Raw genomic sequence first — 22134 nt, 5'->3', positions numbered from 1 at the left:
CCACCGAAAACTGGCACGAAAACCTGACGATTGACACGCTCGCCACGCGGACTCGTGATGGCGAACAGCTCTGCAGCGGCCTGTCAGCGCGCTTTTGGCGTCGCCACCTTGTCCCGTAGGTACACCGGTTGCGCCTCGTCCGCCGGGATCGCCTCGCCGCGTTCCCAGGCAAAGCGCGCCAGGGTCAGCAAATCTTCGGCGTGGGGCAGCATGCCCGCGTCCTGGCCACTGAGATTGACCCCGATACGCTCGGCGTAGCCCCAGCCGGTGCCCGCGCCGAACCAGTCGCCGCTGGCGTCCGCCGGCAACGCAGCGGCTTCCGGCGGCAACACCGCTTCGGCCCCTGCCAGGCGCATCTCGCCCGCCACTTCGCGGTAGCAGCCCCAGTAGACCTCATCCATTCGCGCATCGATGGCGGCGGCCACCTGGGTCGCGCCGTGTTCGCGCAATGCGCGCTGCGCCAGCACTGCCAGGTTCGACACCGGCAGCACCGGGCGCTCCAGGGCGAAGGCCAGGCCCTGGACCACGCCGATGGCGATCCGCACACCGGTAAAGGCCCCAGGCCCGCGACCGAAGGCAATGGCATCGACGGCCTGCAGGCTGGTGCCGGCATCGGCCAGCAGTTTCTGGATCATCGGCAGCAGCTTCTGTGCATGCAGGCGCGGGATCACCTCGTAGTGGCTCGTCACCTTGCCGTCGTGCAGCAAGGCGACCGAGCAGGCTTCAGTCGCGGTGTCCAGGGCCAGCAAGGTGCTCATCGATGTTTCCATAAGGCAGAGGGAGTTGAAAAAAGTGACGCATTATAAACAGCAACGGCCCGCAAGCGGGCCGTTGAAGATCAAGCCGGTACGACTGATCAGCTCAGCGCTTCGAGCACCTTGCCGGTGATCGACTCGACCGAACCGACGCCCGCGATGTGGCTGTACTTCGGCTTGCCCTGACTGGCGGCCAGGCTCTGGTAGAACTCCACCAGCGGCTTGGTCTGGGAGTGGTAGACCGACAGGCGATGACGCACGGTTTCTTCGGTGTCGTCTTTACGCTGGACCAGGTCTTCACCGGTGATGTCGTCTTTACCGGCGATTTTCGGCGGATTGTAGACGGTGTGGTAAACGCGGCCCGAGGCTTCGTGCACACGGCGGCCAGCGATACGCTGGACGATCTCTTCGTCGTCGACGGCGATCTCGACCACGTTGTCCAGCTCGACGCCGGCTTTGACCAGCGCTTCGGCCTGAGGAATGGTGCGTGGGAAGCCGTCGAACAGGAAACCCTTGGCGCAATCGGCCTGGCTGATGCGTTCCTTGACCAGGTTGATGATCAGGTCATCGGAGACCAGACCACCGGCGTCCATCACGCTCTTGGCTTTCAGGCCCAGCTCGGTGCCGGCCTTGACCGCTGCGCGCAGCATGTCGCCGGTGGAGATTTGCGGAATGCCGAACTTTTCGGTGATGAACTTTGCCTGAGTACCTTTACCGGCCCCGGGAGCTCCCAGCAGAATTACGCGCATCGATGTGCTCCTCAATTTTTTATTTAGAAACGCTCGGATTCGCCTCGTGGGGCCAATCTCGGAAATGGGATAGTGGCCGCCCAAACGGCCAAAGGCTGATCAAGATACACAGCCGACACAGCGCACACAAGCAGCCGAAAGTCGGAGCAACCCGCTGCCTTTATGCCCTGGCGACAGGGTATTGCTGGTCGCAACCCCATAACAAAGTGTCGCCTGGCGACGGTCGCCAGCCCTCTCGGGCCAGCGCTCGAAGTACCGTGCCAAGCCACTGAAAACCCCGGCAATTACCTTAGCCGGTATTGCGCAAACCGGCGGCAATCCCCGCCACAGACACCAGCAGCGCCTGTTCCACCGGGCTGTCCTGGGCGCCGTCCTGGCGCCGCGAACGGGCCAGCAGTTCGGCCTGCAATAGATGCAGCGGGTCCAGGTAGGTATTGCGCAGGCGAATGAACTCCAGGGTGTCGGGGCTATGTGCCAGTAACTGCGACTGACCGGTCAACCCCAAGACCACCGAACACGCCTGCGACAATAAGTCGCGTAAATGCGCACCCAATGGCAGCAGTGCCGGTTCGACCAATCGCTCATCGTAGGAACGGGCGATATCCGCGTCGGCCTTGGCCAGCACCATCTCCAGCATGTCGATACGCGTGCGGAAAAACGGCCACTGTTCGCGCATCTGCCCCAGCAACTCGCCCTCCCCGCGCTCCAGGGCCTTGCTCAAAGCGGTTTCCCAGCCCAGCCAGGCCGGCAGCATCAGGCGGGTCTGGGTCCAGCCGAAAATCCACGGGATGGCCCGCAGGCTTTCGATGCCGCCGGCACGCCGCTTGGCCGGCCGGCTGCCCAGTGGCAGGCGCCCCAGTTCCTGCTCCGGCGTGGACTGGCGGAAATACTCGACGAACTGCGGGTTCTCCCGCACCACCGCGCGATAGGCCTTCACCCCATCGTCGGCCAGTTCGTCCATCAGGTCGCGCCATGCCGGCTGCGGCAGGGGCGGCGGCAGCAAGGTCGCTTCCAGCACCGCCGCCAGGTAGAGATTGAGGTTCTGCTCGGCGATGTCCGGCAGGCCGAATTTGAAACGAATCATTTCCCCTTGCTCGGTGGTACGGAAGCGCCCCGCCACCGAACCCGGCGGCTGCGACAGGATCGCCGCGTGGGCCGGGCCGCCGCCACGCCCCACGGTGCCACCGCGACCATGGAACAGCAGCAGCTCGACCTGCTGCTCCCGGCAGATATCCACCAGTTTTTCCTGGGCCCGGTACTGCGCCCAAGCGGCAGCGGTAGTGCCGGCATCCTTGGCCGAGTCGGAATAACCGATCATCACTTCCTGCGGGCCCTGCAGGCGCGAACGATAGCCTGGCAGAAGCAGCAACTGCTCGATCACCGGGCCGGCGTTGTCCAGGTCGGCCAGGGTTTCGAACAGCGGCACCACGCGCATCGGCCGCAGCACGCCCGCTTCCTTGAGCAGCAGTTGCACGGCGAGCACATCGGATGCCGCGCCGGCCATGGAGATCACATAGGAACCCAGCGAAGCCGCCGGGGCCGCGGCGATTTCCCGGCAGGTCGCCAGCACTTCGGCGGTGTCGGCCGAGGGCTTGAAATAACCGGGCAACAGCGGACGACGGCTGCCCAGTTCGCGCATCAGGAAATCGATGCGCTCTTGCTCGCTCCAGTCGCCGTAGCGGCCCAGGCCCAGGTAGTCGGTGATTTCGGTCATGGCCGCGGTGTGCCGCGAGGAGTCCTGGCGCACGTCCAGGCGCACCAGGAACAGGCCGAAGGTCACCGCGCGGCGCAGACAGTCGAGCAACGGACCGTCGGCGATCACGCCCATGCCGCATTCGTGCAGGGACTCGTAGCAGAGCTCCAGCGGGTCCAGCAGCTCGCGGTTGTTCTGCAGCACCTGGGCAGTCGCCGGCACGCTACCGCTCAACGAGGCCTGGGCCCAGTTACGGGTGGCCCGCAGGCGCTCGCGCAATTGCTTGAGCACCGCGCGATACGGCTCGGCGCTGTCGCCGGCCAGTGCCCGCAATGTCGCGTTGGCTTGCTGCATGGACAGGTCGGCAGCCAGTTGATCGACATCGCGCAGGTACAGATCGGCGGCCATCCAGCGCGCCAGCAACAGCACCTCGCGGGTCACCGCCGCGGTGACATTGGGGTTGCCGTCACGGTCGCCGCCCATCCACGAAGCGAAGCGGATCGGCGCCGCCTCCAGCGGCAAATGCATGCCGGTGGCCGCGTGCAAAGCCTGGTCGGCCTTGCGCAAATAGTTGGGGATGGCCTGCCACAGCGAATGCTCGATCACCGCGAAGCCCCACTTGGCTTCGTCCACCGGGGTCGGCCGGGTACGGCGGATTTCTTCGGTATGCCAGGCCTCGGCGATCAGCCGCTGCAAGCGTGTCTGGATCTGCGCGCGCTCGGCCGAGGTCAGGTCGCGATGGTCCTGGGCAGCCAACTGCGCGGCGATAGCATCGTATTTCTGGATCAGCGTGCGGCGGGCGACTTCGGTGGGGTGGGCGGTCAGCACCAGCTCGATCTCCAGCCGTCCCAACTGCCGGGCCAGCGCCTCGGCGCCATGGCCTTCGGCCCGCAGGCGCGCCAGCAGCTCCGGCAGCACCCGCGACTCGAACGGTGCCGGCTGCGACTCCTCGCGACGGTGAATCAACTGGTACTGCTCGGCGATGTTGGCCAGGTTGAGGAACTGGTTGAACGCCCGCGCCACCGGCAGCAGCTCTTCCTCGCTGAGCTGGTTGAGGCTGGCGCTGAGTTCGGCATCCAGCGAACCGCGTCGGTCGGCCTTGGCACCCTTGCGAATCTGTTCGATCTTGTCGAGGAAACCCTCGCCATACTGTTCACGAATGGTGTTGCCCAACAGCTCACCCAGCAGGTGAACATCTTCGCGCAAGCGCGCATCAATATCGGTCATCTACCTGTTCTCCAGCGGACTCGGGGCTCCTGGTAAGCCCCAAGAGTGCCGCCAGCACATGGCTATTAGCAAGGGCGGTCTTGACGCGAACGGCTGCGGGCAACGCCGGTGCACGACGAAGCGCCTTTAAACCTTGCACGATGGAGCTAGTCTCAAGAGTAAGCCGCACAACGGCTTAGCGCCGGCACAGGCCGGTCACTCACCAAGCCCTGCCACAAGCAGGTGTTCATTGAGGTTGCCATGAAAATCCGTGAGCTCGCGCAACACTGGGAAGAAAACGCCAAGGGTCGCCTGACCCAGACTGGCTACACGATCTATCTGGATGTCGAAGCCGCCGCACGCCTGGCGGCAATTTCCGAGATGTACCCCAAACGCCGGACCGAGGAACTGCTCGGCGAGCTGATCGGGGCCGCCCTGGAGGAACTCGAAACCAGCTTCCCTTATGTCCAAGGCCAGCATGTGGTCGCCACCGACGAAGAAGGCGATCCACTCTACGAAGACATCGGCCCTACCCCGCGTTTTCTCGCCCTGTCGCGGCGTTATCTGCACGATCTGTCGGCTCAGGCAGACGAGCAGAAACACTGATCCACGCCTGCATTTCTCACCGATAAGAGCGTTATTCCTGACCCCGGATCGGGTCAGGAGTACCCCTGCGCACGGCAAAAGTTCCTTATTTAGAGCCTTGTCCACAGAGTCAGGAAACTTCCGGGCGATAGGCCATCTTCTCTGAACTATTCAAAAAAGCCTCGGGTCACAGCCAATAACCATCACTGGAACGGCCGTTTCATTTTCAACGCCCCCAGCCTTGTCGTCACTCAGCGTTACGGCGTCGGAACCGGGATGGATTTTGATGTTTTTCAGGAGTTATCCAATGGAGTTGAAGACCATGAAGATCAGCACTGCCAAATCCTCGTCAACCTCTCTGCGCGGGCTGAAACTGGCCGCGCTGGCTCTCGGTAGCAGCCTGGTCCTGGCCGGTTGCGCCGGTAATCCGCCAAGCGAGCAATACGCGGTGACGCAATCTGCGGTCAACAGCGCAGTCAGCGCAGGCGGTACCGAATTTGCCGCGGTGGAAATGAAATCGGCTCAGGACAAGCTCAAGCAAGCCGAGCTCGCCATGCACGACAAGAACTACGACGAAGCCCGGCGTCTGGCCGAGCAGGCCGAATGGGACGCCCGCGTCGCCGAGCGCAAGGCTCAGGCAGCCAAGGCCGAACAGGCATTGAAGGACTCTCAGAAAGGCGTTCAGGAACTACGTCAGGAAGGCATGCGCAGCGTGCAATGAGCCGCGGGCGCCGATTCCCACGTATTCGCAATCGATAAAAGGACGAAACCATTATGCGTAAACAACTGATGATCCCTGCCCTGTTGGCCCTGAGCGTAGCGCTGGCGGCATGCTCCACCCCGCCTAACGCCAACCTGGAAAACGCCCGGACCAACTACTCGGCCCTGCAGGCCAACCCGCAGGCCACCAAGGTGGCGGCCCTGGAGACCAAGGACGCCAGCGAATGGCTGGACAAGGCCGACAAGGCCTACCTGAACAAGGAGGACGAAAAGAAGGTCGACCAACTGGCCTACCTGACCAACCAGCGGATTGAAGTGGCCAAGCAGACCATCGCCCTGCGCACCGCGGAAACCCAGCTCAAGGACGCCGGCGACCAGCGCGCCAAGGCGCTTCTGGATGCCCGTGACGCGCAGATCAAGCAACTGCAATCGAGCCTCAACGCCAAGCAGACCGACCGCGGTACGCTGGTGACCTTCGGTGACGTGCTGTTCGCCACCAACAAGGCCGACCTGAAGTCCAGCGGCCTGGTCAACATCAACAAGCTGGCGCAGTTCCTGCGCGACAACCCTGACCGCAAAGTGATAGTCGAAGGCTACACCGACAGCACCGGTAGCGCGGCCTACAACCAGTCGCTGTCCGAGCGTCGCGCCACTTCGGTACAGGTCGCCCTGATCAAGATGGGTGTCGATCCGGCACGCATCGTCACCCAGGGTTATGGCAAGGAATATCCGGTTGCCGACAACGGCAGTGTTTCCGGACGTGCCATGAACCGTCGCGTGGAAGTGACCATTTCCAACGACAACCAGCCGGTCGCGCCACGTTCGGCCATCAGCGCCAACTAAGCCCGGCCTCGCGCGATAAACCGTGCACCCAATAAAAAGCCCCGCCTTGATCGGCGGGGCTTTTTTATCCGGCAACCGGATCGCGGCTTGCGCTGGCATGCCGAGCGGTCACTGCTCCAGCTTCGGGGTTTCCTGGCCCATGCAGCGCACGGCGCGTTTCTTGTTGTTGATCAGCACGCCCGTCAGCCCCTTCTGCTCGGTGTCGAACAGCACCAGCACGCCATCGATGCATTGCGCCACCTCGGCCGCCGGCTCCAGGGACACCTTGTAGTCTTCGCCGGGCACGGTCTTGAGCATGGTGAAATCGTTGAGCAGCAACGCATCCTCCGGCTTGGCGAAATGCAGGTAGCCGTAGTACCACAGGCACGCCACGGTGCCGATGATGCTGCAGATACCGGTGATGATCAGGGGGATGGCGTTACGTTCTTCGCTCATTGCGGACTCTCTGGAGGTTCTACGACTGGATTCAAAGGTGTGGGGTAATTGGGGATTTCGCCCAGGCGGCGCAGGCCGTTGAAGTGCTGCGGGTCCTCAAGGTAACGCAACATCACCTGGCGCCAGACCGGGTCGGCGAAGGTCTGCACATGACCGCCTCGGGTCAGTTGCAGCACCCTGGGCGGGGGCGCAGCTTGATACAGACGGATGCCGTTGGAAAGCGGTACGAGGGAATCGTCGATGCTGTGGTAGATCAGCTTGGGCACGCCATCCAGGCGCGCCATGGCCTTGATCGCACTGTCGCCATCGGGCACCAGCCACGACAGCGGCACCTGGAACGGCCAGGTCATCCAGGACGTGCTCAGGGCAAAACGGCCCACCTCGCGGTAACTGGCCGGTACCCCGTCGAAGACAATGGCCTTGAGCTGGCGCTGGCGTTCCGGATGCTGCTCCACCAGATAATGGATGGCCAGGGCGCCGCCCAGGCTCTGGCCCAGGACGATCAGCGGCTTGCCCTGGACCTCGGGCGCCCGGTCCAGCCACTGGAAGGCTGCGTCGACATCCTGGTAGATCGCCGGCAGGCTCGGTTTGCCTTGCGACACCCCGTAGCCACGGTAGTCCACCAGCAGCACCTGGTAGCCCTGCTCCGGCAACCACCAGCTGCCGCCAAGGTGCCCAGACAGGTTGCCGCCATTGCCGTGCAGGTGCAGCACCGTACCCTTGACCGGCACCCCGGCCTTGGCCGGCAGCCACCAGCCGTGCAAACGCGTACCGTCGGCGGCGGTCAGGGTGACGTCGCGGTAGTCGAGCCGGGCCTTGTCCGGGGTGAACGGCAGGCCCCGCTCGGGATAGAACAGCAGCGAGCTGCAACCGCTCAGGGTCAGCAGCAGGCAGACAATGCTGAGGACTCGCATCCGTTTGAAGCCTTATGCCGAGGGTGAAAAACGCCCCCTGTAGGAGCGAGCTTGCTCGCGATACGTGGTGTCAGGCACACCGCCATCGCGAGCAAGCTCGCTCCTACACAGGGGGTGGTTACAGGATGTTCGAGTAATCCGCCTCGATCCGGTCCAGGCTCAGGTGATTGAGGAAGTTGGAGAAGCACATCCAGGCCGACAGCGCATTCATGTCGCGGAACTGGTCCGGCAGGTACTTGGGCGGCACCACCAGGCCTTCGTCGACCAACTGGCGCAGGGTCCGCATGTCTTCCAGGGTGGTCTTGCCGCAGAACAGCAAAGGTATCTGCTCGAGCTTGCCCTTGCGCACGGCCAACTGAATGTAGTTGTAAACCATGATGAAGCCCTTGAGATAGGACAAGTCTTTGGTGAATGGCAGGCCCGTCGGCACAGAACCGCGGAACACCCGGCTGGCATTGCCATAACTTTCGGCCATTTCGAAACCCTGCTCGCGAAAGAACTCGAACACCTGCAGGAAGTCCGCGCCCTCCTCCACCATGTGAATGGCGCGAGTGCGGTTGGTCAGCTTGCGCAGACGGCTCGGGTAGGAGGCGAAGGTAATGATCTCCATCAGGATCGCCAGGCCTTCCTGGGTCACGGTCGACGAGGGCGGGCCCTTGGACAGGAAGGTGCAGATCGGCTGGTTCAGGCCGTTGAGGGTGGTGCCCACGTGGACCAGGCCTTCGTGGACTTCCAGGGCGCGCACATCGCGATCGTTGAACAGCGCGTCGGCGCGGATCTTGATGTAGTCGGCGCCGGCCGCCGCGTCCGCGACTATGCCATCGGACTCGAAGACCCGGATGGTTTCCTCGGCCTCGCCGAACACCTTGTTCAGCCGGCTTTGCAGCAGGTTCACCGCTTCCTTGGCGCTCAGGGTCTTGGGTTCGTCCTTGAGATCGCCACGGCCGTCGATGTTGTTCAGGTAATCCGAGAGCATCAGGCCCAGGTCGGCCAGGGTCGGGTCGCCGGCATGAAAGGCGTCGGAGGCCGCGCCGTAGAGTTCCTGGGAAATCAGCCCGAAGTCCTCGGTGCCACGGGCCTCGAGCATCCGCACCACCATGCGGTACTCCTTGCACATGCGCCGCATGATCTGCCCCACCGGGTTGAACTGGCCCAGTTGCCGGGTGATGTCACGTTCGATGTTCTGGAACTCCAGTTTCACCGCGCTGGAGTCGAAAGACAGCGGCCGGCCTTCGTAATAGGCGCGGTCCACCGCCGGCATTTCCTTGCCATTGGCCTTGAGGAAACCTTTGCGGATGTTGTCATCCCACTTCACCGCATCCAGTACGCGGATCGGCGTCTGTGCCAGCACAATGCGATCGGACAAGGTGCGTATCGTCTGCTGGTAATCGTCCACCCCAAAACTCCCGTTAAAACGTCTGTACTGCGTTTACTTGCCTGCCCGCTGGAAGCGCGCCGCCTCGACGAACACGTCGGAGTTGGCGGGATCGTCCAGATAGGCGAAAACCTGTGGCAGCGCGCTGTCGATCAGCACGCCCTCGCCGTCCTTGGTGTCGAACGGTTCGCCCCGCAGGGCGTTCTGCCCGCGGGCCTGATTGATCTGCTCGAGATCGAGCTGGTAGAGCACCAGCTCGTGTTCGTCGGTCAACTCGAAACCGGCGATGGTGAAGTGCCCACCGAACGCCTGGGGCACCGCCGCCGAGAGATACCAGCGACTGCCGTGGCGGGAAACGGTGAACTCGTAAGTATCGTGCTGCTGCGGCTTGGCCTTGACGGAAGTGACGGCCTTGTAGCGGTTGTTGCCGATGCGGCTCATCTGCAGGGTGAGCGGTTCGCCCCAGGCATTCTTGCTGGTCCATTTGCCGAGCAACGCCGCGGGCGCAGCCTGGTCGGCCGGCAAGGGTTCCTTGAAGGACACCAGGCAGCCGCTGAGCAGCAGGAACGACAAGGCGATCACAACGCGCCAGGCTTTCATTCAACACTCCCTATCAGCAGTCGACCCGTAGCCGCTAGCGCAGCCTGCGTTCGGGCGGGCGGATCACACCGAGGCCAATACCAGGTGCATGTACCGGGTCAGAATGCCCAGCATGTCCTCGTCGGCCAGAGGCTCTGCCCCGTTGAGCAGGCCCTGATATTCCATCCGTCCGATTATAGACGTCAACACTTTGGCATCCTGTTGCGGCTCGCGGGAACCTAATACCTGGAAAAACTGGCAGGTGCCCTGCAGCAGGATCTGCTGGTGGGAACGCACCAGCAGCGCCAGGCGCGGGTTGAGCAGCGCTTCCTGGCGAAACGCCTGCTCGGCCATCAGATGCTCGCGGCGGTTGTGCAGTTGGCGCTGCACGTAATCGGCGGTCAGGCGCGCAATGTCATCGGCCAGTTGCGCGCGGGACTGCGGGCTGCCGTCGCCATAGGCGACCATCTCCCGCAGCAAGCCCTCGTTGTTGGCCCACAGCTTGGCCATGAAGGCGGCGCTGCGCTCGACGTATTGGGCAAAGGTATCGGTGAGCAGGTCATCGATATCCTTGAAGTAGTAGGTAGTGGCCGACAGCGGCACACCGGCTTCGGCGGCGACCGCGCGATGGCGCACGGCGCGCACGCCATCGCGCACGACGATGCGCATGGCCGCGTCGAGAATATCCTGGCGACGTTGCTCACTGCCCTGTCGGCTGGCCTTGCGACCCTGGTACTGAACACTTTCAGCGACCGCAGTGGCGATGCCAGCTGCACCTTCTTGAGCAATTGCACGGTTCACGACAGGTATTCCTCTCACATAAAAAATGAAAAAAGCAGTACGTCAGTGCCACACAGACAATAAAAAGCCGCCTGTTAGCGGCGGCTTTTTATTCAACATATTTACGCTTGCGGCCGCATGTGCGGGAACAGGATCACGTCGCGGATCGACGGGGAGTTGGTCAGCAGCATCACCAGGCGGTCGATGCCGATACCTTCACCGGCGGTCGGCGGCATGCCGTACTCCAGGGCGCGAACGAAGTCGGCATCGTAGTGCATGGCTTCGTCGTCACCGGCGTCCTTGTCGGCCACCTGGGCCATGAAACGCTCGGCCTGGTCTTCCGCGTCGTTCAACTCGGAGTAGGCGTTGGCGATTTCGCGGCCACCGATGAACAGCTCGAAACGGTCGGTCACGTTCGGGTTCTCGTCGTTGCGACGGGCCAGCGGCGAGACTTCGAACGGGTACTGGGTGATGAAGTGCGGCTGCTCCAGCTTGTGCTCGACCAGTTCTTCGAAAATCATCACCTGCAGCTTGCCCAGGCCTTCGAAGCCGAGCACCTTGGCACCGGCCTTCTTGGCGATAGCGCGAGCCTTGTCGATGTCGTTCAGGTCCTCAAAGGTCAGCTCGGGGTTGTACTTGAGGATCGAGTCGAACACCGACAGGCGGGCGAACGGCTCGCCGAAGTGGAACACCTTGTCGCCGTACGGCACGTCGGTGCTGCCCAGGACCAGTTGCGCCAGTTCGCGGAACAGTTCTTCGGTCAGGTCCATGTTGTCTTCGTAGTCGGCGTAGGCCTGGTAGAACTCCAACATGGTGAATTCAGGGTTGTGCCGGGTCGAAACGCCTTCGTTACGGAAGTTGCGGTTGATCTCGAACACTTTCTCGAAGCCACCGACCACCAAGCGCTTGAGATACAGCTCCGGGGCGATACGCAGGAACATTTCCATGTCCAGGGCGTTGTGGTGGGTCTCGAACGGCTTGGCCGCCGCACCGCCGGGAATGGTCTGCAGCATCGGCGTTTCCACTTCCAGGAAATCACGCTTCATCAGGAAGCTGCGGATATGGGCGATGACTTGCGAACGCACGCGGAAGGTTTCGCGTACGTCTTCGTTGACGATCAGGTCGACGTAGCGCTGGCGATAGCGCTGCTCGGTGTCGGTCAGGCCGTGGTGCTTGTCCGGCAGCGGACGCAGCGACTTGGTCAGCAGGCGTACCTGGGTCATCTCGACGTACAGGTCGCCCTTGCCGGAACGAGCCAGGGTGCCTTCGGCGGCGATGATGTCGCCCAGGTCCCAGGTCTTGACCGCGTCCAGGGTTTCTTCCGGCAGGGTCTTGCGGTTGACGTAGACCTGGATCCGCCCGGTCATGTCCTGGATCACCATGAACGAGCCACGGTTGAGCATGATGCGACCGGCAACCTTGACCGGGATTGCAGCCTCGGCCAGCTCTTCCTTGGTCTTGTCCGCGTATTGCTTCTGCAGGTCGTTGCAGTAGTTGTCGCGGCGGAAGTCGTTCGGGAAGGCATTGCCCTTGGCGCGCTCGGCAGCAAGCTTTTCCTTGCGCAGGGCGATCAGGGTGTTTTCTTCCTGTTGCAGGGCCTGGTCGAGTTGTAGGTCGCTCATGTCTTTAAATTTTCCATCACAGGTACGTTGCCCCTTGCCTGTGGCAAGGGATCGCGGGCCAGCCTCGCTCCTACAGAAGCGCGCCGTGCCCGCGGCATGGGTGTCGCGGCTTACAGCCCCGATTTCAGGCTGGCCACCAGGTATTCGTCGATGTCGCCGTCGAGCACCTTGTCGCAGTCACTGCGTTCGATGTTGGTACGCAGATCCTTGATCCGCGAGGCATCGAGCACGTAGGAGCGGATCTGGTGACCCCAGCCGATGTCGGACTTGGTGTCTTCCAGCGCCTGGGAAGCGGCGTTGCGCTTCTGCATTTCCTGCTCGTACAACTTGGCCCGCAGCATCTTCATGGCGGTGTCCTTGTTGGCGTGCTGGGAACGTTCGTTCTGGCAGCTGACCACGGTGTTGGTCGGTACGTGGGTGATACGCACGGCCGAGTCGGTGGTGTTTACGTGCTGGCCACCGGCACCGGAGGAACGATAGGTGTCGATGCGCAGGTCCGCCGGGTTGATCTCGATTTCCACCTTGTCGTCGATTTCGGGCGAGACGAATACGGCCGAGAACGAGGTGTGGCGGCGAGCGCCGGAGTCGAACGGGCTCTTGCGTACCAGGCGGTGCACGCCGATCTCGGTGCGCAGCCAGCCAAAGGCGTACTCGCCCTTGATGTGCACGGTGGCGCCCTTGATCCCGGCGACTTCGCCTTCGGACAGTTCCATGATGGTGGCGTCGAAGCCACGCTTGGAGGCCCAGCGCAGGTACATGCGCAGCAGGATGTTGGCCCAGTCCTGGGCTTCGGTGCCGCCGGAGCCGGCCTGGATATCCAGGTAGGCGTTGTTCATGTCCATTTCGCCGCTGAACATGCGACGGAATTCCAGCTTGGCCAGGGCCTCGTCGAGACGGGTCAGTTCGGCGACCACATCGCCTACCGCGCCTTCGTCGTTCTCTTCGACGGCCATCTCCAGCAGATCGCGGCAATCGGCCAGGCCACCGGACAACTCGTCCAGGGTCTCGACGATCTGTGCCAGCGCGGAGCGCTCGCGGCCCAGTTCCTGGGCGTATTCAGGCTTGTTCCAGACGTTCGGATCTTCAAGCTCGCGGTTGACCTCGGTCAGACGCTCATGCTTTTGATCGTAGTCAAAGATACCCCCGAATAGTTTCGGAGCGCTCGGACAGGTCCTTGATAGTGTTAAGGATCGGGTTGATTTCCATGGCAGGCAGCACTCGTTGGCGAACTTTTGAAAGCCGGCGAGTATAACGTAATCAAGCTGGTGCGGCAGCCCGCCTGGCGGCTTTAGGCCCCCGCGGTGGCGGTTTTTTTCACTCGATCCCCACCTGATTGCGACCATTGTGCTTGGCCAGATACAGGCCTTTGTCGGCGGCCGAGATCAATTGCCGGCAACTGGTGCTCGGCTGCGGCGTCATGGTGGACAGACCGATGCTGATGGTCAGGCTCGCCCCTTCGGTCGGCGCGATATGCGGAATCTTCAGCGCGGCCACGGTCTGGCGCAGTTTCTCGGCCACCAGCCGCGCCCCGCCGGGCGAGGTGTTCGGCAGCACCAGGGCAAACTCCTCCCCGCCGTAACGCGCCGGTAAATCCGACGGTCGGCTGCTGGCTTCGCGGATTGCCGTCGCCACCTTGCGCAGGGCTTCATCGCCTTCCAGATGACCGAAGTTATCGTTGTAGGACTTGAAGTAATCGACATCGATCATCAGCAGCGACAACTGGGTCTGGTCGCGCATTGCCCGGCGCCACTCCAGTTCCAGGTACTCGTCGAAATGCCGGCGGTTGGACAGGCCGGTCAGGCCATCGGAGTTCATCAGGCGCTGCAGCACCAGGTTGGTATCGAGCAGCTGCTGCTGGCTGACCCGCAGTGCGCGATAGGCCGCGTCCCGCTGCAACAGGGTCATGTAGGAGCGCGAGTGGTAACGGATGCGCGCCACCAGTTCGATATTGTCCGGCAGCTTGACCAGGTAATCGTTGGCCCCGGCGGCGAAGGCCGCACTCTTGATCAGCGGGTCTTCCTTGGTCGAAAGCACGATGATCGGAATGTTCTGGGTCGCCGGGTGGTTGCGGTACTCGCGCACCAACGTCAGCCCGTCCAGGCCGGGCATCACCAGGTCCTGCAGGATCACCGTCGGCTTGATGCGGATCGCCTGGGCAATGGCCTGGTGCGGGTCGGCACAAAAGTGGAAGTCGATGTTTTCTTCATTCGCCAACCCACGCCGCACAGCCTCACCGATCATTGCCTGGTCGTCGACCAGCAGCACCATCGCAGCATTTTCATCGGTCTTAAAATCGTCGAGCTGTAAATCATTCATGGGTTGTCACCTGAGTTGCTACCTGGCCAGGACAGCTGCGTTTGTCGGTCATTTGGCAAATATCTCCAGCAATCGTGGAGCGATCTTGTCCAGTGGGCGAATCTCTACGGCAGCGTCGATGGCAGCGGCCGCCTTGGGCATGCCATACACCGCACTACTCTCCTGGTCCTGGGCGATGGTCAGATAACCCTGGTCGCGCATCAGTTTCAGGCCCTGGGCGCCATCGCGGCCCATGCCGGTCAGCAGTACGCCGACCGCATCGCCATTCCAGTAACTGGCGACACTTTCAAAAAACACATCGATCGATGGCCGATAGATCTCGTTTACCGGCTCGGCGGTGTAGGCCAGGGTGCCGTTCTTCAACAGCCGGATATGGTGATTGGTCCCGGCCAGCAGTACCGTACCGCTCTGCGGTGGCTCACCTTCGCGGGCCAGGCGCACCTTGAGCCTGGAGGCGCTGCTCAGCCATTCGGCCATGCCCGCGGCAAACACCTGGTCGACGTGCTGCACCAGCACGATGGCGGCCGGAAAATGGGCGGGCAGCCCCTTGAGCAACACTTCCAGCGCCGCCGGGCCACCGGCGGACGAGCCGATCGCCACCAGGCCCTGGCGTTGCGCCATGGTGCGCATCGGCACCGGTGCCGAACGCACGTGGTTGCCGCGCTGCTGGCCGATCAGCCAGCCGATATTGAGGATCTTGCGCAGTAAAGGCGCCGCCGCTTCCTGCGCATTGCCGGCCCCCAGGGCCGGTGTATCGACCACGTCCAGCGCGCCATGTCCCATGGCCTCGAACACCCGATGCACGTTCTGCTGGCGATCCACCGTGACGATCACGATAGCGCAAGGGGTTTCAGCCATGATCCGGCGGGTCGCCTCCACGCCGTCCATCACCGGCATGATCAGGTCCATCAGGATCAGGTCGGGCGTCAGCTGCGCGCAGTACTCAACCGCCTCGGCGCCATTGGTCGCGACCCACACCACTTCATGCGCGGGTTCGAAGGCCAGGGCCCGGCGCAGGGCCTCCACGGCCATGGGCATGTCATTGACGATCGCGATTTTCATGCCCGCGCTCCTCCAATCAGCTCCACCACCGCATCCAGCAGGGCGTCATCATGGAAACTGGCTTTGGCTAGATAATAGTCGGCCCCGGCATCCAGTCCACGGCGCCGGTCCTCTTCGCGATCCTTGTAGGAAACCACCATCACCGGCAACGACTGCAGGCGATTGTCACGGCGCAGGAGTGTGACCAATTCAATCCCATCCATTCGGGGCATATCGATGTCGGTGATCAGCAGGTCGAAGTCTTCCGAACGCAAGGCGTTCCAGCCATCCATGCCGTCGACGGCGACCGCTACGTCATAACCACGGTTGAGCAAAAGCTTGCGTTGCAGCTCACGCACGGTGAGCGAGTCGTCGACCACCAGGATGCGCTTGCGCGCCGTCTCGGCCTGATGGCGGTTGTGCCGGGCGATGCGTTCCAGGCGGCCGGTATTGAGCAGCTTGTCCACCGAACGCAGCATGTCCTCGACGTCGACGATCAGCACCACCGAGCCGTCATCGAGCAAGGCTCCGGCGGAAATGTCCTGGACCTTGCCCAGGCGGTCGTCCAGCGGCAGCACCACCAGGGTCCGCTCGCCGATGAAACGCTCGACCGCCACGCCGTAGACCGCGTCGCGCTCGCGAATCACCACGACCTTGAGCGTGGATTCATTGTTCTGCCCCGCCGGGCGTTGCAGCAACTGGCTGGCCGCGACCAGGCCGACGTGGCGGCCTTCGTGCCAGAAATGCTGGCGTCCTTCCAGCTGGACAATGTCGTCGGGCTCCAGATCGCACATGCGTTCGATATGCGCCAGCGGGAAGGCATAGGCCTCTTCGCCGACCTCCACCACCAGGCTGCGCACCACCGACAGGGTCAGCGGCACTTCGAGGTGGAAACGACTGCCCTGCCCCGCCACCTGCTCCAACTGCACCGCGCCGCGCAGTTGGCGCACCATGTGCTGCACCGCGTCCAGGCCGACACCGCGCCCAGAGACCTCGGTGACCTTGTCCCGCAGGCTGAAGCCCGGCAGGAACAGGAAAGTCAGCAGTTCTTCTTCGCTCAGCTGGGCGGCGGTCTCGGCCGGGGACAGCTGGCGCTCGACAATGCTCTGGCGCACCCGTTCCAGGTCGACGCCATTACCGTCATCGCTCAGTTCCAGCACCAGCAGCCCGGCCTGGTGGGAAGCGCGCAGGCGAATCAGGCCCTCGGCCGGCTTGCCCGCCAGCAGCCGCTGTTCGGGCGTTTCGATGCCGTGATCGACCGCGTTGCGCAGCAGGTGGGTCAGCGGCGCCTCGAGTTTTTCCAGCACGTCGCGATCGACCTGGGTCTTCTCGCCCTCGACCTCCAGGCGAACCTGTTTGCCCAGGCTGCGCCCGAGGTCGCGAACCATCCGCACCTGGCCCACCAGCACATCGGCGAACGGCCGCATGCGACAGGCCAGCGCGGTGTCGTAGAGCACCTGGGCGCGCTGGCTGGCCTGCCAGCCGAATTCATCCAGCTCGGCGGTTTTCTCTGTCAGCACCTGCTGGGATTCCGCCAGCAGGCGTCGCGCATCTTCCAGGGCTTCGAGGGCCTCCAGGCCCAGCACCTGCTCCTTGAGATGTCCATTGAGGTTTTCCAAAGCGCGCAGGCCGTTGCTCTGCAGGCGCTTGAGGCGCTGCAGGGCCGCCAGGTAGGGCTTCAGGCGCTGGGTTTCCACCAGCGACTTGCTCGACAGGTCGAGCAGGCTGTTCAGGCGTTCGGCCGTGACCCGCAACACCCGTTCGCCCCCCTCGGCGAGCTTCTTGCCCTTGTGCGTAATCGCCGCGGCTGTCTCTTGCAGCGTTTCCTGCAATACCTCCTGCGGCATCTCGAACGGCGGGACCTGTGGTTCGGGTTCGACCCGCGGAGCCTGCATTTGCAGCTCGGCCATGGGCGGCAGGTGCGGCTCGATCCGGGGCAGGACAACGCCCGCAGGCGCCGCGCCCGGCGAGCTGACCAACTGCTCCATGAGCGCCACGTAGGCGGCAATGTCCTGTTCACTGACCTCGCTGCCCGGCGTGGCGATGCGCATCAGGAAATCGGTGCCCTGCAGCAGCGCATCGATATGTTCGGGACGCAGGTACAGCCGCCCTTCCTGGGCGCTGACCAGGCAATCTTCCATCACATGGGCCACGCTGACCCCGGCGTCGACCCCGACGATCCGCGCCGCGCCCTTGAGCGAGTGGGCGGCGCGCATGCAGGCTTCCAGCTGGTCGGCCTGGGTCGGATTGCGCTCCAGCGCCAGCAGGCCGGCACTGAGCACCTGGGTCTGGGCTTCGGCTTCCAGGCTGAAGAGTTCGAGTAGCGAGGCGTCGCGCATTTGATCGGGGGTCATGTCAGGCTCCGGGTCACGGCGGACAGCAACTGCTCTTCATCCAGCCAACGCAGGCTGCGGCCCTTCCATTGCAGGACGCCACGGGTGTACTTGGCACTGGCCTGCTGGCCGGAAACCGCGGCGGCGTCCAGGGTACGCTCGTCGATGGCATGGATGCCCTCCACCTCGTCCACCGGCACCACCACCGGGCCGCCCTGGGCGGCGATGATCAGCATCCGCGGAATCACCCGCGCCCCCGACACGACCGTGCTGGTGGAGTCCAGCCCCAGCAGCTCCACCAACGACAGGCACGCCACCAGCGCACCACGCACATTCGCCACGCCCAGCAAGGCTCGCGAGCGCTGGTGCGGCAAGGAATGGATCGGCTCCAGCGGCGCCACTTCCACCAGGCAACGGGTGGCAATGCCCAGCCATTCCTCGCCCAGGCGGAACATCAATAACGAACGGGTGACGACATCCGTATCGGCCTCGACCGCTTGCTCATGGCGCTCCTGCTGCAACGCATAGCGGTCGAGCAAGCGGGTGGCCGCGGCGGAATACACCGAGCAATTGCGGCAATGCACATGCCCGGCCAGCAACGGGCAACTCTTGTCGCCGTGGATACCGATACGGTTCCAGCAATCGTCGATAGCCTGCGCATCTTCGTGGGTCACGTTCAACGAAACAGAGCCGCTCATGATTTACGCTCACTGTCTGCTGCACGGCCGCTGCGGGCCGCGCGCTCCTGCAATCGACGGGCACCGGCGACGTCTCCCTGGGAAGCCAGCAAGGCGGCCAGGTGCGCCAGCGCTTCGGCGTGCTGCGGATCCAGGTACAGGGCCTTGCGATAGAAACCCTGGGCTTCCAGGGCGCTGCCCGCCACGTCGCTGAGCAGCCCCAGCCAATAGAACACTTGCGCCACCGGCTCGTGGGTGTCCAGGTAATGCTCGCAAGCCACCCGGGCCTCGGCGCTTTTGCCTTCGTTGGCCAGGGCCGCGATGCTCGCCAGCAACGTCGTGGCATCGCTGGCCGGCCTGGTCGGCGCGGGGCGCTGGCTCGCCACCACACTGGAAAACGGCCGGCTGCGCACGGGCGGCGCGATGCCGCGCACCGGCTGGCGCGCCGGCAATGCGCTCGGCACGAAGGCCGGTGCCGGCGTGGGCTCGGGTTCGTTATGCCGGCTGAAGGCAAAGGACTGGGCAATGCCGATCGAGCGCATACCCAGGCGGCCCAACAGGCTGCCTTCGGCCGGGCCGATGAACAGCACGCCGTCGACATGCGTCAGGCGCTTGAGCACTTCGAACACCTGACGCTGGGTCGGCTGATCGAAATAGATCAGCAGGTTGCGACAGAAGACAAAATCGTAGGGCGGCTCATTGGCCAGCAAGGTCGGGTCCAGCAGATTGCCGACCTGCAGGCGCACCTGCTCGCGCACCCGCTCGCTGAGGCTGTAGCGCTCATCTTCGGCGGTGAAATGCCGTTCGCGAAAATCGCTGTGCTGGCCGCGAAAGGAGTTCTTGCCATACACCGCCTGCCTGGCTCGCTCGACCGATAGCGGGCTGACATCGAACCCTTCGACCTTGAATTGATGAGGGGCCAGCCCGGCATCGAACAGGGCCATGGCAATCGAGTACGGCTCCTCGCCGGTGGAACACGGCAGGCTGAGGATGCGCAAGGCGCGCATGCCTTTGAGTTCGGCAAGCCGCGAGCGCGCGAGTTTGGCCAGGGTCGCAAAGGATTCCGGGTAACGGAAAAACCAGGTTTCTGGAACGATCACCGCTTCGATCAGGGCCTGTTGTTCATCCCGCGAGCCTTGCAGGGTCTGCCAGTAATGGTCGGCGCTGGGCGCCTGCTGGGCGATGCTGCGCTGGCGCACCGCGCGCTCGATGATCGCCGGGCCCACCGAGGCCACATCGAGGCCAATGCGCTCCTTGAGAAAATCGAAAAATCGCTGGTCGCTGCTCATGACGACTCCCCGAGCAACGCCGGATCCAGCGGCGGCGAGGGAAACAGCAGCGCACGCACCTCGGCATCCAGCAGATCGTCGACACGCACCCATTGCAGCAGGCCCTGGGCGTCTTCGTAGACCGGGCCCAGGTACGGCGCATTGCGGTTATCCAGGCCGTAGGCCTTGAAGTCCTGCGGGTTGCAACGCAGGGTGTCAGTGGCCTGCTCGAGGATCAGCCCCAGCAACTGCGCGGGCTGTGCCGTCTGCGGGCGGTAATGCACCAGCACCAGGCGGGTGCTGGTGCGCTCCTGCGCCGGCTCGCCAAAGGTCAGGGCACTCAGGTCGAGCACCGGCACCACCGCGCCGCGATGGGCGAAGACCCCGGCCACCCAGGACGGCGCCCGGGGAATCGGCTTGAGTTGCAGGCGCGGCAATACCTCGACCACCTCGATGGCCTGCAAGGCGTAACGTTCGGTACCGATGCGGAACACCAGGAACAGCGCGTCTTTCGTCGCCGTCCCTGCGCCGCCTTTCGCTGCGAGCTCGTTCATCAGACTTTGAAACGCGAGACGCCGCTGCGCAGCCCCACCGCCACCTGGCTCAGTTCATCGATGGCGAAACTGGCCTGGCGCAGCGACTCGACGGTCTGGCTGCTGGCATCGCCCAGTTGCACCAGGGCGTGGTTGATCTGCTCGGCACCGGTGGCCTGGGCCTGCATACCCTCGTTGACCATCAACACCCGCGGCGCCAGGGCCTGGACCTGATGGATGATCTGCGACAGCTGCTCGCCGACCTGCTGCACCTCGGCCATGCCGCGGCGCACTTCTTCGGAGAACTTGTCCATGCCCATGACCCCGGCCGATACCGCCGACTGGATCTCCCGGACCATTTGCTCGATATCGTAGGTGGCGACCGCGGTCTGGTCCGCCAGGCGCCGCACTTCAGTGGCCACCACGGAAAAGCCGCGCCCGTACTCGCCGGCTTTCTCGGCTTCGATCGCGGCGTTGAGCGACAGCAGGTTGGTCTGGTCGGCGACCTTGACGATGGTCACCACCACCTGGTTGATGTTGCCGGCCTTCTCATTGAGGATCGCCAGCTTGGCGTTGACCAGGTCGGCCGCGCCCATCACCGAATGCATGGTTTCTTCCATGCGCGCCAGGCCTTGCTGGCCGGAACCGGCCAGCACCGACGCCTGGTCGGCGGCGGTGGAGACTTCGGTCATGGTGCGCACCAAGTCCCGGGAAGTCGCGGCGATCTCTCGGGAAGTAGCACCGATCTCGGTGGTGGTCGCCGCGGTCTCGGTGGCGGTCGCCTGTTGCTGCTTGGAGGTGGCGGCGATCTCGGTGACCGAGGTGGTGACCTGGACCGAGGAGCGCTGCGCCTGGGACACCAGGGAGTTGAGCTCGGTCATCATGTCGTTGAAGCCGGTTTCCACGGCGCCGAATTCGTCCTTGCGCTCCAGGTTCAGGCGGCTGGTCAGATCGCCCGTGCGCATGACGTCGAGGATTTTCACGATACGGTTCATCGGCGCCATGATCGCGCGCATCAGCAACAGGCCGCACAGGCCCGCCGCCAGCACCGCCACCAGCAGGGAAACGCCCATGGTGACTTTGGCCGCGGCCACCGCATCGTCGATCTGCGAGGCGGCCGAATCGGCGACTCCTTTGTTCTCGTCGATGATGTCGTTGAGCTTTATCCGGCCAGCCACCCAGGTCGGGGTCAGCTGTTCATTGAACAGGCGCACCGCCTCGTCTTCCTTGTTTTGCACATGCAGGTCGAGGACGGCGGCCTGGATCTTGATGAATTCCTGGTGCTGTTTCTCGAACGCCTCGAATTCGCTCTGGTCCTGGCGGGTGGTGATGGTGTTTTTATAGCTGCTCAGGTGTTGCTGCAGGCGCTGCTCGAAGTTCTTGAAGTCCGCCGCATCCTGGGAACTGATGCCCTGGCCTTCCTTCAAGCCGATGATTTCCTGGGTGTGCAGGTAGCTGTCGACCCAGGCACCGCGGACCATCGAACTGAAATAGACCCCGGGAATGGCATCGGAGCGCATGCGGTCTTCGCCGGCCTCGATCTTCAACAAACGGGAGTACGAGGCTATGACCATCAGCAGCATGATGGTGATAATCACCGCAAAGCTCGCCAAAATGCGTTGGCGCAACGTCCAGTTCTTCACAGTCAGTCCTCGGGGCCATTCAAATGGTGGGGAGTATAGCCGAGGGCGTGCCATCATTTATCAGCGT

Annotated in this window: 20 protein-coding genes; 3 read left to right on the top strand and 17 right to left on the bottom strand. The window is 63.5% G+C overall.

Going from position 1 to position 22134, the window contains the following annotated elements; all coding sequences use genetic code 11:
• Positions 1-83 precede the first annotated feature (83 nt).
• From tsaB to ppc, 3 genes are all read right to left on the bottom strand, one after another.
• Positions 84-758 carry a tRNA (adenosine(37)-N6)-threonylcarbamoyltransferase complex dimerization subunit type 1 TsaB gene (gene tsaB, locus PMI20_RS08985; RefSeq protein ID WP_007927952.1) on the bottom strand — a complete coding sequence of 225 codons (675 nt, stop codon included), beginning with the start codon at positions 756-758 and terminating at the stop codon, positions 84-86.
• A 98-nt stretch (positions 759-856) separates the two neighbouring features.
• Positions 857-1504, bottom strand: coding sequence for an adenylate kinase (gene adk / locus PMI20_RS08980; RefSeq protein ID WP_007927955.1), 648 nt, complete (start codon positions 1502-1504; stop codon positions 857-859).
• Positions 1505-1793: 289 nt separating this feature from the next.
• A complete protein-coding gene (gene ppc / locus PMI20_RS08975) occupies positions 1794-4424 on the bottom strand; it encodes a phosphoenolpyruvate carboxylase (protein WP_007927957.1) in 2631 nt (876 codons plus the stop codon).
• Between the two features lie 240 nt (positions 4425-4664).
• Here ppc and PMI20_RS08970 point away from each other — a divergent pair, with 240 nt between their 5' ends.
• From PMI20_RS08970 to lptF, 3 genes are all read left to right on the top strand, one after another.
• Positions 4665-5009: a hypothetical protein gene (locus tag PMI20_RS08970; RefSeq protein ID WP_007927959.1), complete on the top strand. Its 345-nt coding sequence runs from the start codon at positions 4665-4667 to the stop codon at positions 5007-5009.
• A 286-nt stretch (positions 5010-5295) separates the two neighbouring features.
• Positions 5296-5709 (top strand): DUF4398 domain-containing protein, encoded by a 414-nt coding sequence (locus PMI20_RS08965; RefSeq protein ID WP_007927961.1) that lies wholly within the window; start codon positions 5296-5298, stop codon positions 5707-5709.
• Between the two features lie 53 nt (positions 5710-5762).
• Positions 5763-6551, top strand: coding sequence for a lipotoxin F family OmpA-related lipoprotein LptF (gene lptF / locus PMI20_RS08960; RefSeq protein WP_007927963.1), 789 nt, complete (start codon positions 5763-5765; stop codon positions 6549-6551).
• Between the two features lie 108 nt (positions 6552-6659).
• Here the strand turns inward: lptF and PMI20_RS08955 are convergent, their stop codons facing one another.
• The 14 genes from PMI20_RS08955 to PMI20_RS08890 form a co-directional block, all read right to left on the bottom strand.
• Positions 6660-6986 (bottom strand): PA3694 family proteiin, encoded by a 327-nt coding sequence (locus PMI20_RS08955; protein WP_007927965.1) that lies wholly within the window; start codon positions 6984-6986, stop codon positions 6660-6662.
• Positions 6983-7900, bottom strand: coding sequence for an alpha/beta hydrolase (locus tag PMI20_RS08950; protein ID WP_007927967.1), 918 nt, complete (start codon positions 7898-7900; stop codon positions 6983-6985). The genes PMI20_RS08955 and PMI20_RS08950 overlap by 4 nt, the downstream gene beginning before the upstream one ends.
• Before the next feature lie 118 nt (positions 7901-8018).
• The gene (locus PMI20_RS08945) at positions 8019-9296 is read right to left on the bottom strand and encodes a flavohemoglobin expression-modulating QEGLA motif protein (RefSeq protein WP_007927969.1); all 1278 of its coding nucleotides are present in this window, start codon (positions 9294-9296) and stop codon (positions 8019-8021) included.
• A 33-nt stretch (positions 9297-9329) separates the two neighbouring features.
• A complete protein-coding gene (locus PMI20_RS08940) occupies positions 9330-9875 on the bottom strand; it encodes a hypothetical protein (protein ID WP_007927972.1) in 546 nt (181 codons plus the stop codon).
• A 63-nt stretch (positions 9876-9938) separates the two neighbouring features.
• Positions 9939-10655: a TetR/AcrR family transcriptional regulator gene (locus PMI20_RS08935; RefSeq protein ID WP_007927974.1), complete on the bottom strand. Its 717-nt coding sequence runs from the start codon at positions 10653-10655 to the stop codon at positions 9939-9941.
• Between the two features lie 101 nt (positions 10656-10756).
• Complete coding sequence (lysS, locus tag PMI20_RS08930) at positions 10757-12256, bottom strand: lysine--tRNA ligase (RefSeq protein ID WP_007927975.1); 1500 nt, start codon at positions 12254-12256, stop codon at positions 10757-10759.
• A 110-nt stretch (positions 12257-12366) separates the two neighbouring features.
• Positions 12367-13462 (bottom strand): peptide chain release factor 2 gene (prfB, locus tag PMI20_RS08925; RefSeq protein WP_097136878.1). Its coding sequence is split into 2 segments (ribosomal slippage): positions 12367-13389 and positions 13391-13462, totalling 1095 coding nucleotides; the frame shifts between segments, so codons are not numbered across the junction.
• 108 nt (positions 13463-13570) lie between these two features.
• Complete coding sequence (locus PMI20_RS08920) at positions 13571-14572, bottom strand: response regulator (protein WP_007927977.1); 1002 nt, start codon at positions 14570-14572, stop codon at positions 13571-13573.
• A gap of 48 nt (positions 14573-14620) precedes the next feature.
• Positions 14621-15634: a chemotaxis response regulator protein-glutamate methylesterase gene (locus PMI20_RS08915; protein WP_007927978.1), complete on the bottom strand. Its 1014-nt coding sequence runs from the start codon at positions 15632-15634 to the stop codon at positions 14621-14623.
• Entirely contained in the window at positions 15631-17967 is a 2337-nt protein-coding gene (locus PMI20_RS08910; RefSeq protein ID WP_007927980.1) for a hybrid sensor histidine kinase/response regulator, read from the bottom strand. The genes PMI20_RS08915 and PMI20_RS08910 overlap by 4 nt, the downstream gene beginning before the upstream one ends.
• Complete coding sequence (locus PMI20_RS08905; protein WP_007927982.1) at positions 17964-18644, bottom strand: chemotaxis protein CheW; 681 nt, start codon at positions 18642-18644, stop codon at positions 17964-17966. The genes PMI20_RS08910 and PMI20_RS08905 overlap by 4 nt, the downstream gene beginning before the upstream one ends.
• Entirely contained in the window at positions 18641-19912 is a 1272-nt protein-coding gene (locus tag PMI20_RS08900; RefSeq protein ID WP_007927983.1) for a CheR family methyltransferase, read from the bottom strand. Before PMI20_RS08900 ends, PMI20_RS08905 begins: the two co-directional genes overlap by 4 nt.
• Positions 19909-20445: a chemotaxis protein CheW gene (locus PMI20_RS08895; RefSeq protein ID WP_007927986.1), complete on the bottom strand. Its 537-nt coding sequence runs from the start codon at positions 20443-20445 to the stop codon at positions 19909-19911. The genes PMI20_RS08900 and PMI20_RS08895 overlap by 4 nt, the downstream gene beginning before the upstream one ends.
• A complete protein-coding gene (locus PMI20_RS08890; protein ID WP_007927988.1) occupies positions 20445-22067 on the bottom strand; it encodes a methyl-accepting chemotaxis protein in 1623 nt (540 codons plus the stop codon). Before PMI20_RS08890 ends, PMI20_RS08895 begins: the two co-directional genes overlap by 1 nt.
• Positions 22068-22134: the final 67 nt, after the last annotated feature.

Origin of the sequence: Pseudomonas sp. GM17, from assembly GCF_000282175.2 — a bacterium.
Classification (GTDB): Bacteria; Pseudomonadota; Gammaproteobacteria; order Pseudomonadales; family Pseudomonadaceae; genus Aquipseudomonas; species Aquipseudomonas chlororaphis.
This window is presented reverse-complemented; position numbering and strand designations above follow the sequence as displayed.